This is a genomic window from Oscillibacter sp. MSJ-31 (assembly GCF_018918025.1).
GTDB lineage: Bacteria > Bacillota > Clostridia > Oscillospirales > Oscillospiraceae > Hominicoprocola.
The window spans coordinates 16,598-31,663 of the sequence record NZ_JAHLPT010000003.1 but is presented as its reverse complement, the minus strand read 5'-3'; the positions used below and the strand labels follow the sequence as shown (position 1 = coordinate 31,663).

General features: G+C 64.4%; 17 protein-coding genes. 1 reads left to right on the top strand and 16 read right to left on the bottom strand.

Annotation, left to right across the window (positions count from 1 at the left end; translation table 11 throughout):
- Positions 1-43 precede the first annotated feature (43 nt).
- Entirely contained in the window at positions 44-1,114 is a 1,071-nt protein-coding gene (gene gap / locus KQI17_RS03355) for a type I glyceraldehyde-3-phosphate dehydrogenase (RefSeq protein ID WP_216494822.1), read from the top strand.
- 83 nt (positions 1,115-1,197) lie between these two features.
- Here the strand turns inward: gap and KQI17_RS03350 are convergent, their stop codons facing one another.
- The 16 genes from KQI17_RS03350 to KQI17_RS03280 form a co-directional block, all read right to left on the bottom strand.
- Positions 1,198-1,824, bottom strand: a complete 627-nt coding sequence (locus KQI17_RS03350; RefSeq protein WP_216494821.1) for a phosphatidylcholine/phosphatidylserine synthase — start codon at positions 1,822-1,824, stop codon at positions 1,198-1,200.
- Positions 1,825-1,945: 121 nt separating this feature from the next.
- Complete coding sequence (locus KQI17_RS03345; RefSeq protein ID WP_216494820.1) at positions 1,946-3,142, bottom strand: iron-containing alcohol dehydrogenase; 1,197 nt, start codon at positions 3,140-3,142, stop codon at positions 1,946-1,948.
- A gap of 83 nt (positions 3,143-3,225) precedes the next feature.
- Positions 3,226-3,774: a ribosome hibernation-promoting factor, HPF/YfiA family gene (gene hpf, locus KQI17_RS03340; RefSeq protein WP_022019167.1), complete on the bottom strand. Its 549-nt coding sequence runs from the start codon at positions 3,772-3,774 to the stop codon at positions 3,226-3,228.
- A 299-nt stretch (positions 3,775-4,073) separates the two neighbouring features.
- Positions 4,074-5,720 (bottom strand): SulP family inorganic anion transporter, encoded by a 1,647-nt coding sequence (locus tag KQI17_RS03335; protein ID WP_216494819.1) that lies wholly within the window; start codon positions 5,718-5,720, stop codon positions 4,074-4,076.
- Between the two features lie 259 nt (positions 5,721-5,979).
- Positions 5,980-6,165 carry a septum formation initiator family protein gene (locus KQI17_RS13535; RefSeq protein WP_371821948.1) on the bottom strand — a complete coding sequence of 62 codons (186 nt, stop codon included), beginning with the start codon at positions 6,163-6,165 and terminating at the stop codon, positions 5,980-5,982.
- The gene (gene yabQ, locus KQI17_RS03330) at positions 6,152-6,769 is read right to left on the bottom strand and encodes a spore cortex biosynthesis protein YabQ (protein ID WP_216494818.1); all 618 of its coding nucleotides are present in this window, start codon (positions 6,767-6,769) and stop codon (positions 6,152-6,154) included. The genes KQI17_RS13535 and yabQ overlap by 14 nt, the downstream gene beginning before the upstream one ends.
- Positions 6,770-6,772: 3 nt before the next feature.
- Positions 6,773-7,057 carry a YabP/YqfC family sporulation protein gene (locus KQI17_RS03325; protein WP_216494817.1) on the bottom strand — a complete coding sequence of 95 codons (285 nt, stop codon included), beginning with the start codon at positions 7,055-7,057 and terminating at the stop codon, positions 6,773-6,775.
- Between the two features lie 77 nt (positions 7,058-7,134).
- A complete protein-coding gene (locus tag KQI17_RS03320; RefSeq protein ID WP_216494816.1) occupies positions 7,135-7,383 on the bottom strand; it encodes an RNA-binding S4 domain-containing protein in 249 nt (82 codons plus the stop codon).
- 76 nt (positions 7,384-7,459) lie between these two features.
- A complete protein-coding gene (locus tag KQI17_RS03315) occupies positions 7,460-7,732 on the bottom strand; it encodes an HU family DNA-binding protein (RefSeq protein WP_022018426.1) in 273 nt (90 codons plus the stop codon).
- Between the two features lie 82 nt (positions 7,733-7,814).
- Positions 7,815-8,609 (bottom strand): nucleoside triphosphate pyrophosphohydrolase, encoded by a 795-nt coding sequence (gene mazG, locus KQI17_RS03310; RefSeq protein WP_216494815.1) that lies wholly within the window; start codon positions 8,607-8,609, stop codon positions 7,815-7,817.
- Between the two features lie 56 nt (positions 8,610-8,665).
- The gene (locus KQI17_RS03305) at positions 8,666-10,279 is read right to left on the bottom strand and encodes a polysaccharide biosynthesis protein (protein WP_216494814.1); all 1,614 of its coding nucleotides are present in this window, start codon (positions 10,277-10,279) and stop codon (positions 8,666-8,668) included.
- A gap of 18 nt (positions 10,280-10,297) precedes the next feature.
- A complete protein-coding gene (locus KQI17_RS03300; protein WP_216494813.1) occupies positions 10,298-11,116 on the bottom strand; it encodes a purine-nucleoside phosphorylase in 819 nt (272 codons plus the stop codon).
- Positions 11,113-12,588 carry a coproporphyrinogen dehydrogenase HemZ gene (gene hemZ, locus KQI17_RS03295; protein WP_216494812.1) on the bottom strand — a complete coding sequence of 492 codons (1,476 nt, stop codon included), beginning with the start codon at positions 12,586-12,588 and terminating at the stop codon, positions 11,113-11,115. Before hemZ ends, KQI17_RS03300 begins: the two co-directional genes overlap by 4 nt.
- 18 nt (positions 12,589-12,606) lie before the next feature.
- Entirely contained in the window at positions 12,607-13,218 is a 612-nt protein-coding gene (locus tag KQI17_RS03290) for an MBL fold metallo-hydrolase (protein ID WP_216494811.1), read from the bottom strand.
- Between the two features lie 19 nt (positions 13,219-13,237).
- A complete protein-coding gene (gene dtd, locus KQI17_RS03285) occupies positions 13,238-13,696 on the bottom strand; it encodes a D-aminoacyl-tRNA deacylase (RefSeq protein WP_216494810.1) in 459 nt (152 codons plus the stop codon).
- An 18-nt stretch (positions 13,697-13,714) separates the two neighbouring features.
- The gene (locus tag KQI17_RS03280; RefSeq protein ID WP_216494809.1) at positions 13,715-15,049 is read right to left on the bottom strand and encodes a glucose-6-phosphate isomerase; all 1,335 of its coding nucleotides are present in this window, start codon (positions 15,047-15,049) and stop codon (positions 13,715-13,717) included.
- Positions 15,050-15,066: the final 17 nt, after the last annotated feature.

The following is a 15,066-nucleotide window of genomic DNA, read 5'->3' as shown; positions in this document are numbered from 1 at the left end:
CCGCCGGAATACCCGAACGGGGATATTAGGAGGAAACTCAGCTATGGCGATCAAAGTCGGCATCAACGGCTTCGGCCGAATCGGACGTGTCGTCCTGCGCATCATGATGGAGCGTCCGGAGACGTTTGACATCTGCGGCATCAATCTCCGCAAGGCGGATGTGGATTACATGGTCTATATGATCAAGTACGATTCCGTGTTCCGTCAGTTCACCGGCACGGTGGAGCGTGAGGATCAGAACCTCATCGTTAACGGCCACAGGATCCGCGTGTTCAGCGAGGCGGACGCCGCCATGATCCCCTGGGAGAGCTGCGGCGCGGAATACGTCATCGAATCCACCGGCGCGTACAACAACACCGAGAAGGCGTCCCGCCACTTCAAGGGCGGCGCGAAGAAGGTCATCATCACCGCGCCCGCCAAGGACGAGGCGACCCCGACCTTCGTCATGGGCGTGAACAACATGCTCTACCGCAGCGATATGCGCGTGGTGTCCAACGCGAGCTGCACCACCAACTGCCTCGCGCCGCTCGCCAAGGTCGTGCATGAGGAGTTCGGCATAGAGCAGAGCCTGATGTCCACCATCCATGCTGCGACGAGCAAGCAGAAGCCCGTCGATTCCCGCGGCGGCAGCGACTGGCGCACGGGCCGCAGCGTGTTCAACAACATCATTCCCTCTTCCACCGGCGCGGCGAAGGCCGTCGGCCGCGTGATCCCTGCGCTCAAGGGCAAGATGACCGGCATGAGCTTCCGCGTGCCGACCTCCGACGTGTCCGTGGTCGACCTGACCGCGCACCTCAAGACCAGCACGACCTATGCCGATATCTGCTACGCCATCCGTCACGCGAGCGAGACCTACATGAAGGGCATCATCGGCTACACCGCCGATCAGGTGGTCTCCGCCGACCTGATCGCCAATCCCTGCCCCTGCATCTTCGACGAGACCGCGGGCATCATGCTCGACGACGACTTCGTCAAGCTCATCGCGTGGTACGACAACGAGTACGGCTACTCCAACATGGTCGTGCGTCTGCTTGAGCACATGGTCGCCGTGGACAGCGGTCTGATCGTGCCCGAAAAGCGCGAGGTGCCGCAGGACGCGCCGAGCGGCAAGTAAGCGGCGCTCCGATAAAGGAATAGAAAAAGCTCCGTATGGCTTTCGCCATACGGAGCTTTTGCGTAAGAGCGGTCGTGCGCGGGTCAAAGGGGCATGACGCCGTAAAACATCAGGTACAGCTCGGCGGCGCCGAGAAGGATCATGCAGAGGATGCCCTTGAGGCCCGGCTTGGGGACGCGCAGCGGCGTGATGAAAAGGAAGGCGAGGAGGGTGAGGCCGACGGCATAGATCACGGTCGACGCAGAGCCGAGGCGCAGCGGCAGCGCCCAGAAAAACGGCATGACAAAGGAGGCGGCGGTGACGGGGACGCCAAGGTAGTAATGCCGGTGCTCATTCGTGGCGCTCTGGCGCTCCTCCTCCGTGACGTTGAAGTAGGCAAGGCGGATGAGCGCGGCGAGAATATAGAAAAGGACGCTCGCGCGCAGCCACCACTCGCCGCCGCCGAGGGAGGCGCCGATGACGCCGGGGAGCACGCCGAAGCAGACCACGTCGTTGAGCGAGTCGATCTGGATGCCGAAGCGCTTTTCCTGCTCGGTGCGGTTTTTCTTCGTGCGGGCGATGCGGCCGTCGAAGGCGTCCAGCAGGCCCGAGACCATCAGGCACAGCAGGGCGGAATAGGGGCTGCCGTTCATGGCCGCGAGAATGCCGCTGACGCCGAAGGCCAGCGAGAGGTAGGTCGCAAGAACGGTATAGTCGTAAACTCCGATCATGGGCGTTCCTTCATTTCTGAAAAAATTGATGGAATCATTATAGCAAAGGAACGGGGGCTTTGCAAGAAAAGTTAGAGGGGGCTTTGTTAAGCATCTGCAAAGATGTGACGCATGGGGCGGCTCAGGCGCGCAGCCGCTCGAGCACGCGGCGGAAGCGCGCCTGATCGTACACGACGGGGACAGGGTAGATGGGGTTGGCCTCGGCGGCGGCCCAGGCCGCCATGCGGGGGAGGTCCTCACCGCGGATGCCGTCGAAGCGGTCGGGGATGCCGAGGGAGGCGTTGAGCGCGCGGATCGCGGCGAGGAGGCCGACGGCGCGCTCCCGCTCCGTACCGGTGAGGCCGATGAGGGAGCCGAGGCGGGCAAGGCGGGGATGGACGGCTGCGCCGTAGTCCTCGAGCACGACCGGAAGCGTCACGGCGCAGGCAAGGCCGTGGGGAATGCCGTAAAGCCCGCCGAGGGTGTGGGCGATGGCGTGGACGTTGCCGACGCTTGCGCGTGTGAAGGCGCAGCCGGCGTCGAAGGAGGCACGGAGCATCCGCTCGCGCGCGGTGAGGGACTGTCCGTCGCGGCAGGCGACGGGGAGATAACGGAAAATGTCGCGCACGGCGGACTCCGCGAGCGCACGGGTCTCGCGCGTGTTGTAGTAAAGGCTCAGGTAGGCCTCGACCGCGTGGGTGAGGGCGTCCATGCCTGTCTGCGCGGTGACGGCGGGCGGGAGCGAGAGCGTGAGCGTGGGGTCGAGGACGGCATAGCGGGGGATCAGGCAGAGGTCGCTGACGGCGTATTTACGGTGCTCCTCTCCGGTGACGACGGCGGCGATGGTGGCCTCTGAGCCGGTTCCGGCGGTGGTGGGAACGGCGATAAAGAGCGGGAGCGGGCGGCGAACCTTCAAGAGTCCGCCGAGCTGGGCGACGGTCTTATCGGGGCGGACGATGCGGGCCGCGGCGACCTTTGCCGCGTCGATGGGCGAGCCGCCGCCGAGGACGAGGAAGCTGTCGCAGCCGTCGGCGCGGTACTGCGCGGCGAGCTTCTCAACGGCGGCGACGCTCGGGTCGGGCTCAACGCCGGAAAAGACGGATGGGCGGACACCGCGCCCCTCGAGCGCGGCGCACAGGGCGAGGAAGCGCTCGTCCGCGCATTGGCGGCGGCTGGCGACGACGAGGGGGCGCGAGGCGCCCTCGCGCGAAAAGACGTCGGGGAGCTTCAACAGGCTGCCCGCGCCGCTAAGGACGGTGGGCGTGCGCCACGGCAGGAGCCGCGCGCCGAGGGCGAAGCCGCGCTGGAAGGCGCGGCAGGGGAGAGTCTGGAGCGGCATGGGCCGACCTCACTTTCGTAGGAGATGGATCTATCATAAAGGGGGCTGACCGAATGGTCAACCCCCTGCGGTTTAAGTTTGTATTAAGCCTGTTCGCTGGTCTCGATGATGCCGTAGCCGCCGCTGTTGCGCGTGTAGACGACGCAGATGGCGTTGTCATCGTCCGTGTTGCGGAAGACGAAGAAGCTGTGGCCCAGAAGGTTCATCTGCAAAATGGCCTCCTCAGGGCTCATGGGCTTGACGGCAAAGCGCTTGGTGCGCACGATGTCGAACTCGCGCTCCTCGTGGATGTCGAACTCCTCGGGGACCTCGGGCACGATGGCATCGCTGCGCAGGTTCTTGGCAAGGCGGGTCTTGTTCTTGCGGATCTTGCGGTCGATCTGGCTCACCGCCTCGTCGATCGCGCCGCGCATATCGCCGTCGGCGTCCTCACAGACCGCACGGAACAGTGTGCCGTTGGCACCGCGGAGCATCACCTCGACAATGCAGCGATTCTTCTTCTCCACGGCGAAGGTCACAGTTGCTTCGGGTTCCTCCTTAAAATACTTCTCCAGCTTGCCGATCTTCTTCTCGGCATAGGCCTTGACGGAGTCGTTCAGGGAGATCTTCTTGCAGGTAAATGTGAACTTCATAACGGTTCGCTCCTTTCAATTTCTGCGAGTAGGGAAAGCAAAAAGGAAGTCTCAGCCGACTCCCTCTTCACTTTTACTGATTATAGCATGAAAAGGGAAAATAGCCAATAGGTCAATTTGTAAATTTTCCGTTTTGTCTATTTTGACGAAAATGAACGCCGCGACACGCTTCGACCGCGTGCGGCGGCGTTCGACAAAAGCTCCTGTTGCGAAAGGTGGACAAGGGTGGTAGTATAGTCCATGGAAGCTTTCCAATATCCCACCCGCTTGGGCCGCTGTCGAGAGACGGCGGCTCCTTTTTATGCCTCGAGCAGCTCCTCGTCGAGCAGGGCGAGGATGGCGCGGTCGGCGCTGTGGTAGTAGGCGTTCTCGCCGACGAGGACGGTGACGCCCGCGCGGTCGAAGTAGGAGCGGACGTCCTCGGCCACGCCGCAGAAGGCGATGGTGTGGCCCTTGGCGAGCAGGCGCTGGCAGAGCTCGAGCACGGCCTGCGCGCCGGAGACGTCCACGCTCGGCATCCCGCGCAGGGAGAGGATCAGATGGTCCTCCTCGGGAATGTCCTGCAGACGGTGGTTGAATTCGTCCACCGCGCCAAAGAAGAGGGAGCCGGTGACGTAGACCACGCCGGCGGAGTCGAGAATGGGAGATTTGCCGACGTCATAGCGCAGGCGGTTGCCGTCGATGGTGGAGAAGGCGACGTGGATGCGGCTGCTCCGGGCGACGTAGAGAATGGCGGAGTAGATGACGCCGAGGATGATGGCGACGGTGAGATCGAAAACGACGGTCGCGAGCATCGTGACGAGGAACTGGCTGATGGCGGACTTGAAGCGGTGGGCGAAGATGTAGCGGATGCCTGCCCAGTCGTTCATGCGCCAGGCGGTGACCATCAGGACGCCCGCGAGCGCGGAGAGCGGCAGGCGCGCCATGACGCCGCCGAGCAGGAACATGGAGGCGAGCAGAAAGACGGAGTGGAACACGCTCGTCAGGCGCGTCTGCTGACCGGATTTGATGGCGACGCTGGTGCGGGCGATGGCTGCGGTGGCGGGCACGCCGCCGAAGAAGGGCAGAAGGATGTTGCCGACGCCCTGCGCGATGAGCTCCTGATCGGCGTGGAAGGACTCGCTTTTCATGCGGGCGGCGGACGCGCCGCACAGCAGGCTCTCGATCATGCCGAGGGCGGCGATGGTGACGATGGGGGAGATGAGGTCCGAGAGCATATCGAGGCTCAGACTGCCGAGGCGCAGGCGGTCGGAGAGGAGAAGCGTGCGGGGAATGTCGCCGACGACGGCAAGCTCGTCCAGCCCGAGCGCGGCGGCGAGGGCGGTGGCGGCAATGATGCCGATGAGCGAGCCGGGGACCTTCGCGCCCCATTTCTTCGGCCAGACGAGCATGACGGCGACGACCAGCGCGCCGATGAGGACGGCCTGGAGGTTCGGGTGGAAGCCGAGGCGGGCGTAGGAGGCGAGCTTTTCGAGGTTGGAGCTGCCCTCTGAGACGGTGCCGAAGAAGTTATCGACCTGCCCGAGCGCGATGATGATGGCGATGCCGGAGGTGAAGCCCATGATGACGGGCATCGGAATGAAGCCGATGAGGCGGCCGAGCTTCAAAAGTCCTGCGGCGAGCAGCAGTACGCCGGCGGCAAAGCAGGCGAAGAAGACGCCCTGCAGCCCGTACTGCGCGACGATGCCGATGAGCACGGCGCTCATCGCGCCGGTGGGACCGGAGACCTGATAGGACGCACCGCCGAGAATGGCGATGACGACGCCCGCGAGGATGGCGGTGACGAGGCCCGCGGCGGCGGACGCGCCGGAGCTGACGCCGAACGCCAGCGCGAGCGGCAGCGCCACGGCGCAGACGGTCAGGCCCGCCATGACGTCCTTGAGGAGCTTGTCGGCGTTATAGCCGGCAAATTCGGTGCGAAGATCGCGGAAAAAGGCAGAAAACATACACATTCCCCCCGGGCAATACCGCAGCATGGAGCAAAAGCGGTTTGCGCAAAGCGCCGCGGCTTTCATTGTGCGGTGCTGCCCTAAAATTCTGCACCCACTATAACACGCGGAAAAGGGAGGGGCAAGAAGGGAAGAGGGCGACGTTAAAAAAACGTTAAAAAAACGAAAACGGCGGCAATGCGCCGTCGTTTTCTGTGCAACCGGATACGGGAAAAAGAAGAAGGGGTGGCGCACTCGCGCCGCCCCTTCGGGAGCTTTAGTTGCTGACGTCGTAAAAGACCTTTTCACCGGGGGAGACCATGTCGAGCTGCTCGCGGGCAAGCTCCTGCAGGTACTCGGGATTGTCGGCCTTTTCGAGCGCGGAGGAGAGGGAATCGTTCTCGCGCTGCTGCTGCTCGAGCTGCGCGGAAAGGGTCTGCTTTTCGGCCTCAGCGCGGCTGATCTCCTGCCGGAGGTTCAGAAGGTGCGCGCCGATGAGAAGCAGCAGAGCGAGAAGCAGCAGCTTCGGGAGCGTCCCGCCGCCCTGCTTTTTGCGCGCGGTCTTTTCCTCTGCCATACTGCACACCTCCCCTTCGTTCCGCGGCGCGGCGGGAACGCCGCGCCGACCGTTTGTAATTTTCTATTATAAGGGTGCGGCGCGAAAAAAGAAAGAGCTTTTTGGCAAATTTGTGCAGTTTACCATAATATTTTTTTACCAGCAGAAGCGGCGCGCGCAGAAGACGGGCGAAGGCAAAGAGACAGTCGGCCCAGAAGTCCCAAAGCGGGCGGAGGAGCGGCGAGAGGAGCGCGAAGCTCAGGTATGCGCCAAGGGCGATGAAGGCGAGCATATAGAGCCGCAGCTCGCCCTGGCCGATGCGCAGCGTAAAGGCGAGAAGGGCGGCGGCGAGGAAGAGACAGTAGAGCGCGTCGAGCAGGTCCGTCAGGGCGCGGCGGGTGCGGCGGCGCAGGCGGAGCGCGCGCAGGCCGTCATAGAGCAGGGCGAACGCCGCGCCGAGGAAAAGGGCGCGCCAGAGGGCGTCGAGCTGTGCGCCGATCTCGATGCCCATGGCTCAGCCTCCGAACAGGCGGCTGAGCAGCCCGCCGGAGGGGCGGTCGGCGTCCTCGTAGAGGAGCGAGTCGATGCGGCCGTCGACGTGGAGCTCGCCGCCGTCCAGACTGAGCTTGCCGATGTGCAGGCTCTCGCCCGTGACGATGAGCGTGCCGGCGGAGGTGGTCATGACGATCTCGTTTTCGTCGAAGCGGTCGACGTCGTCCACGCCGGAGACGATCAGGCGCTCGCGCCCGTCGAGCTCGACACGGTGGGCGGCAGCGGGGGGAAGGGTATCGTAAGGCATAGCGGAACCTCCTGAAAAAATGATCTCCCATACACCAGAGTGTATGGGAGGCGTGTCCGGGTTATGCCTGCTTTGCGTCAGTTGTTCGGCAGCTCGCGGTAGAGCGCGGCGGCGTCCGCCTTGCCGACGTTGTCCGCCACGGAGAGGACCTCGACCGCGAGGGTGCGCTCGCCGAAGTGGATGGCAATGCGGTCGCCGACCTTGACGTCGTAGGACGCGCGGGCGACGCGGTCGTTGACCGTGATGCGGCCGAGGTCGCAGGCCTCGTTCGCCACGGTGCGGCGCTTGATGAGGCGCGAGACCTTGAGGTATTTATCGAGACGCATGGGGAAATGCTCCTTTCGCGGAAATGCCTGCGGCAAAAAGCAAAGGAGCGGGGTGACCCGCTCCTTTGAAGGTGTGTCAGCCAACGATGTCCTTGAGCGCCTTGCCGGCCTTGAAGGTCGGGACCTTGGAAGCGGCGATCTTGATCTCAGCGCCGGTGGCGGGGTTGCGGCCGATGCGCTCGGCGCGGGTCTTGACCTCAAAAGAGCCAAAGCCGACGAGCTGGACCTTCTCGCCTTCCTTGAGGGACGCGGCGATGGCGTCGAAAGCGGCGGTGACGACGGCTTCGGCTTCCTTCTTGGAAACGCCGGCCTTTTCAGCGGCAGCAGCAATGAGTTCGGTCTTATTCATGGTAAATAGCCTCCTGTTTGTAGTTGTATTGCCGCGAACGGTCCGCGGCGGGGGGTATAAACAAAAAACGACAAGGCGTTTTTCATTCCGTGGGGTGCTTGGCCTCGTTCCAGAGGCGGGTGAGCTCGTCGAGCGGGAGCGAGGACATCTCCGCGCCGCGTGCGGCGCAGGCCTCCTCCACGCGGCGGAAGCGGGCGATGAATTTCTCGCAGGTGGCGTTCAGCGCGTCCTCGGGGTCGACGTTCAGAAAGCGGCCGGCCTTGACGGCGGCAAAGAGCACGTCGCCGAGCTCCTCGGAGAAGTTTGTGCCGCGCTCGGCGGCCTCGCGCAGCTCGCGCGTTTCCTCGTCGAGCTTGTCCAGCGCGCCGGAGACGTCGGCAAATTCAAAGCCGGCCTTGGCGGCCTTGCTCTGGAGCTTGTCCGCGCGCCAGAGGGCGGGCAGCGAGCGGGCGACGGCGTCCATCGCGTCGGCGGTGGTCTGCTGGCCCTTTTCCTGCCGCTTGAGCGCCTCCCAGTTCACGAGGACCTCTTCGCTGGTGTCAGCGGCAGCGGTTCCGAAAACATGGGGGTGGCGGAAGATGAGCTTTTTGCAGATGTGATCGGTCACATCGTCGGTGGTGAAGCGGCCCGCGTCCTCCTCAATGTGGATGTTGAAGAGGACCTGCATGAGCATATCGCCCAGCTCCTCGCACATGAGGGCGGGATCGTCGCGGTCGAACGCCTCGGCGGCCTCGTAGGCCTCCTCTAAAAAATTGCGGCGGTCGGAAAGATGGGTCTGCGCGCGATCCCATGGGCAGCCGCCCGGTGCGCGCAGGATACGCAGGATCTCGATGAGGTCCTGTAGGGAGTATGTCTCTTTCCTTTCAAAATTTACCATATCTTATGTCCTATTGCAAGATTTTTCTGTGATTTTTCAAGGGGTTTCGGGCTTTTTTAAGAAATGTGGAGGAGACGGGCGAGCTTATCGCCCTTGGGCAGCAGCTCGAGGTCGCTGCGGCGGATGCAATGCAGGGCGAGCACGAGCACACCGTAGATCACCACAGCGACGCCGATGGCGATGCCGACGCACAAGAGCAGCGTGAGACGGCCGGCCTCCTCGACGGAGGGGATGAGGAAATGCGCGGCGAGGGCGTAGACGCCGCGGGCGGCGAACGCCATGACGAGCGAGGCGAAGAGCGGGCGCAGGAAATAGCCGGGGTAGTTGAGCCGGAAGGGAGCGATGCGCGCGACGGCGATGAGGTTCAAAAGCGCGGTGAGCGCGAAGCACACGAGCGTGCCGATGGGCGCGCCGTGGATATTGACGGAGGGAAGGGCGACGAGGTTGTAGTTCAGGACGATCTTTACGCCGCCGCCGATGAGCATGGTGACGATGGGAACGCTGACGCGGCCGTACGCCTGCAGGATCGAATTGGTGATGAGCATGAGGCAGACGAAGATGCTGGCGATGCCGAGCACCGCGAGCAGCGAGCCGCCGAGCTCGGCGTTGTAGCTGCGGTAGAAAAGGCGGAAGAGCGGATCGCTCAGCGCCCAGAGGCCGAGGCCCATCGGGAAGGCGAGCAGCGCCGTGACGCGCAGGGACGAGCGCACGATGCGGGCGGACTGCCGGCGGTCGCGCTGCGTGACGGCGGCGGAGACGGCGGGAATGACCGAGGCGGTGAGCGCGACCATGAGCGAGGAGGGCAGGTTGTAAAGGTCCATGCAGGCGGAGTAGTTGCCGTAGGCGGCGCGCATCTGGTCGAGCGTGTAGCCGAGGGCGTCCTGCAGTCTGCCCTGGACGAGCTTGGTGTCGATGAGGGTGATGAGGGAGACCATCGAGGACGAGAGGGTGATGGGAATGGCGAGGGCGAGGAGGCGGCGAAGGATCGCGCGGTCCGGCGCGCAGGACTCGCCGCGGCGCAGCGCGGGGCGGTGGCGCAGGTAGTCGATCGCCATGTAGACGAGCGAGAGGATGGTGCCGGCGGTGACGCCGGCAATGGCGCCTGCGGCGGCGATGTAGTCCGGCTGACCGATGCGCAGAAGCCACATCGAGAGCGCGAGACCGAGCACGAGCTTGCAGAGGGCCTCGATGATCTGCGAGACGGCGGTGGGCGTCATGTACTGTCGGCCCTGCGCGTAGCCGCGGAAGGCGGACAGGCAGCCCACGCACACGACGGCGGGCGCGAGAGCGCGGATGCCGTAGGCGGCGCGGGGATTGTTCAGAAAGCCCGCGAGCAGGTCGCTGCCCCACCACATGAGCGCGAACGAGGCGACGCCCAGCACGAGAAAGACCGAGAGCGAAACGCGGAAGGTGCGGTGCGCCTGCCGGGTGCGGCCGAGGGCGTAGGACTCGCTCACGAGCTTGGAGAGCGCGACGGGAAGGCCCGCGGTCGAGATGGTCAGGAGCGTGGCGTAGATGTTATAGGCGTTGGAGAAGTCTGCGCTGCCGCCTTCGCCGAGGATGTTGCGCAGCGGGATCTTGAAGACCGCGCCGATGATCTTGACCGCGACGATGCCGAAGGCGAGCACGGCGGCGCCGCCGAGGAAGGATTGCTTTTTTTCAGTAGCCATAGAAAGGCCCTTTCCCGATCAGAGAGATTCCAGACAGGACAGAAGAAATTCCGAAAACACAGGGGCTGCCGCCTCGGCGGCCTCGTTGACCTCCGCGCCGGAGAGCGGCTGCGGGAGGACGCCCGCAGCCATGTTGGCGAGCAGCGTCACGCCCATGACCTCCATGCCGCAGTGGGCGGCGACGATGGTCTCGGGCACGGTGGACATACCGACCGCGTCGGCGCCGAGCACGCGCGCGGCGCGGACCTCGGCGGGCGTTTCAAACTGCGGGCCGGGGAAATACATATAAACGCCCTCACGCAGAGGAATGTTGTGCGCCTTTGCCGCTTCATGGGCGAGGGCGCGCAGGCGCGGGGTGTAGACGGAGGACATATCGGGGAAGCGGGTGCCGAACTCCTCAAGGTTGGGGCCGCGGAGGGGACCGAAGTCGAAGAGCTTGATGTGATCGGAGAGGAGCATCAGCTCACCCACGTTCCAGTCGGTGTTGACGCAGCCGGCGGCGTTGGTGACGAAGAGCGTCCTTGCGCCGAGCAGGCGCACGACGCGCACGGCGTAAGCCGCCTCGGCCATGGTGTAGCCCTCGTAGCAGTGCATCCGGCCCTGCATGACCGCGACGCGCCTGCCGCGGAGCGTGCCGAACACGAAGCGGCCCTTATGACCGGGGGCGGTGGATGGACGGAAATGGGGAATCTCGCCGTAATCGACGAAAACCGGGTCTTCCACGGCGTCGCCGAGGAAGCCGAGCCCGCTGCCGAGGATCAGCAGCGCCTCGGGCGTGAAGCCGTTGAGGCGGGTGCGGAGAAAATCCGCGCTTTCGCAGTAGCTTGAGTAGGTCATGTATGTTCCTCCGGTTCGCGATAGAAGTCCGCAAAGGCGGCAAGGTTGGCGCTGCGCTTCTCCGCGAGGTCAATGTACTCGCGGGGGTATTTGGCGTTGAAGGCACGGCGGATCAGCCCGCTGCCGACCATCTTGGTCGAGCCGCCCGCGCCGAGGGAGAGAATGGAGTGCAGCTCCTCCATGATGTAGATGTTGTAAAGGCCCTCGCCGCCGGGGCGCGTCCAGCCGACGTTTTCAAAGCTGCCGGACATATACTTCTGGCGGTAGAGGTAGTAGGGCTCAAAGCCATGTTTACGCAGCGTGGGGTCGGCATAGTCCAGCATTTCGGCAACTTCATCTGCGGACGGGATGCGGCTGCCCTCAAGCGTGATGCGGCTGCCTTTTTTGAGGGACAGCGTGTGGACGGTGATGTTGTCCGCGCCCATGGAGAGCACCTCGTCAAGACTGCGGCGGAAGCCCTCGGGCGTGTCCTCGGGAAGACCGGCGATAAGGTCCATGTTGACGTGGGGGAAGCCTGCCGCCATCACCTCGCGCATGGCGCGGCGGATGTCGTCCGCCGTGTGGCGGCGGCCGATGGCGGCGAGGACGCGGTCCTCCATCGTCTGGGGGTTGACGGAAACGCGGGTGACGCCGTGTGCGCGGAGGACGGCGAGCTTTTCGGGGTCGATGGTGTCGGGGCGGCCCGCCTCGATGGTGGACTCCGCAAGGGAGGTGAAATCGAAGCTCCGCTCGAGCCTTGTGAGCAGGCGGTCCATCTGCTCCGCCGTGAGTGTGGTCGGCGTGCCGCCGCCCATGTAGAAGGACTTGATATGCAGGCCGAGGGAGCGGACCATCGCGCCCGCCTGCTCGATCTCGTCGAAAAGGGCGGCGAGGTAGGGCTCGACGAGGGCGAAGGACTTCTCCACGCTCTGCGCGACGAAGCTGCAGTAGGCGCAGCGGGTCGGGCAGAACGGGATGCCGACATAGAGCGAGATGTCGTTCGGCTTGAGGTCGTTCTGCACGCGAAGTCCCGTTTCAGCGGCCTCAAGCGCGAGGCGGGCGCGCTGCGGCGTGACGGAGTAGACCTCCTCAAGCTCGGTGAGGACGGCGGCGGGAGCCTTTCCCTCGCGCAGGAGCGAGACGGCGACCTTGCTCGGGCGCACGCCGGTGAGGCTGCCCCATGCGGGGGTGACGCCAAGGACCTCCTTCGCCGCGCGGAAGAAGCTCAGACCCAGCGCGTGACGGCGCTGCCCTTCCTTTTCGTAGTCCGTGCCGGAGAGGGGATAGCTGTAGCAGTCGGCGGCGGCTTTGCCGCCGCAGCGCAGCTCGGTGGTGACGCAGACGCTGTCCGCGTCCTCGGTCAGCGTGATGCGCGCCGCGCTCGCGTCCTCGTCCGTGATGGGGCCGTAGACGGGCCGCTCGTCGGGAAAGAGGGTGAGCAGGCTCTGCTCGACCGCGTATTTTTCATCATGCCCAATGAGCTCGAGCTTCATAAGGGTGTGCGCTCCTTTTTATCGTAATGCCTGACGGATAAAGGGATTATACTGCTTCTCGCGCGCGAGGGTGGTGGAGTCCATGTGGCCGGGGTAAACGGTGTAGTCGCCCTCCATCCGGCCGAGGCGGCGCAGGGAGGCAAGCATTTCCATCGGGTCGCCGCCGGGAAGATCGGTGCGGCCGCAGGAGCCGGCAAAGAGCGTGTCGCCGACAAAGAGAGCATCGCCGACCTTGAGCGTGACGCTGCCGGCGGTGTGGCCGGGGGTGTAGAGGACGGAGATCGTCAGCGAGCCGAGGGGGAGCGTATCGCCCTCGTCGTAATAGTTCAGGCTGTCGATGACGCCCTCGAGCGGGTAGTGATAGATGCCGGAGCCGTTCGCATCAAGGCGGTGGATATAGACCGCGGCCGCGGGATAGCGCTTGTGCATGGCGGGTGCGGCGAGCGTGTGGTCGCGATGGCCGTGGGTGAGGAGGATATAGCGCAGCGTGACACACTCGCGCTCGATGAGGGCGGAGAGCTCGTCGGGGGAATCGGCGGGGTCGATGAGCGCGGCCTCGCGCGTGGCTTCGTCGATGAGCAGGTAGCAGTTGGTGCCGAGCTCGCCGACGACGGTGGTGATGACTTTCATAAAATTGACCTCCGTTCGGTTACTTGGGGGCTTCCAGATCCTTCGTGTCCACGATGAGGGTGAAGGGGCCGTCGTTGACGGAATCGACCGCCATATAGGCGCCGAACTCGCCGGTCTCAACATGATAGCCCTTGGCGCGGACGAGGGAGACGAATTTTTCGTAGAGGGGGATCGCGGTCTCGGGGCGGGCGGCGTTCAGAAACTCGGGGCGGCGGCCCTTGCGGCAGTTGCCGTAGAGCGTGAACTGCGAAACGATCATGATCTCGCCGCCGACCTCGTCGAGCGTGAGGTTGATCTTGCCGTCGGCGTCTTCAAAAAGACGGAGCGAGCAGAGCTTGTCGGCGAGCTTGACGGCCTGGGCCTCGGTATCGTCGTGTGTGACGGCGAGGAGGATGAGAAAGCCCCTGCCGATGGAGCGCGTTTCCCGCTCGTCGATGGTGACGCTGGCGCGCCGGACGCGCATGAGGACTGCTTTCATGGCGGTTCTCCTTATCGCTTATTTGCTGAGCTTGGCGCGCAGGGCCTCGCCGGCCTCCTCGTAGCCGGGCTTGCCGAGCAGCGCGAACATATTCTTCTTGTAGGCCTCGACGCCGGGCTGATCGAAGGGATTGACGCCGAGCAGATAGCCGGACAGGCCGCAGGAGAACTCAAAGAAGTAAATGAGCTCGCCGAGGGTGCGGGCATTGCGCTCGCCGGCGGAGACGATGAGGTTGGGGACGCCGCCCTCGACGTGGGCGAGGAGCGTGCCGTCCATCGCCTGACGGTTGATGAAGTCCATCGTTTTGCCCTCGAGGAAGTTCAGGCCGTCGCCGTTGACGTCGTCGTGCGGGACGGTGAGCTGGTCGGGATCGGCGGCGAAGCGGACGACGGTCTCCAGCAGTGTGCGCTCGCCCTGCTGGATATACTGGCCCATGGAGTGCAGGTCGGCGGTGAAATCGACGCTGGCGGGGAAGAGCCCCTTGCCCTCCTTGCCCTCGCTCTCGCCGTAGAGCTGCTTCCACCACTCCGCCATGAAGCGGAACGACGGCTCGAAGCAGGCGAGCAGTTCGATCTTTTTACCGGAGCGGTAGAGCTCGTGGCGCATGGCGGCGTACTGCCACGCGGGGTTGGTGTAGTCCGCGATCTCGCAGAGCGCCTCCATCTCCCGCGCGCCGGCGAGCAGGGCGTCGGTGTCCACGCCCGCGACGGCGATGGGGAGCAGGCCGACCGCGGTGAGGACGCTGTAGCGTCCGCCGACGTTGTCGGGCACGACGAACTCCTCGTAGCCCTCGGCGTCCGCGAGGGACTTGAGAGCGCCCTTGTGCGCGTCGGTGGTGGCGTAAATGCGCTGCGCCGCGCCCGCCTTGCCGCACTTTTGCTCAAGCCTTTCGCGGAAGAAGCGGAAGGCGACGGCGGGCTCGGTGGTCGTGCCGGACTTGGAAATGACGTTGACGGAGAAGTCATCATCGCCGATGAGCTCCATCACCTCGCGCAGCGCGGCGGAGGACAGACCGTTGCCGATGAAGTAGACGTTGGGGGTGTCCTTTTTCTTCAGGTTGTAGTTGGGCGAGCACAGACACTCGATCACGCCGCGCGCGCCGAGGTAGCTGCCGCCGATGCCGATGACGACAAGGGCCTTGGAGTCGCCTTGGATCTTTTTCGCGGCGGCGAGAATGCGCGCATATTCCGCGCGGTCGTACTGCGCGGGCAGGCGGACCCAGCCGATGAAATCGTCGCCCTTGCCGCCGCCGTTGAGGAGCTCGCGCTGCGCGCGCTCGAGACGGGGGCGGAGGACTTCTTCATAGGGATAGGAAAGGAAGGACTTTGCGTGGGAAACGTTGATGGAAAGCATGATAGAATTCCTCCTTA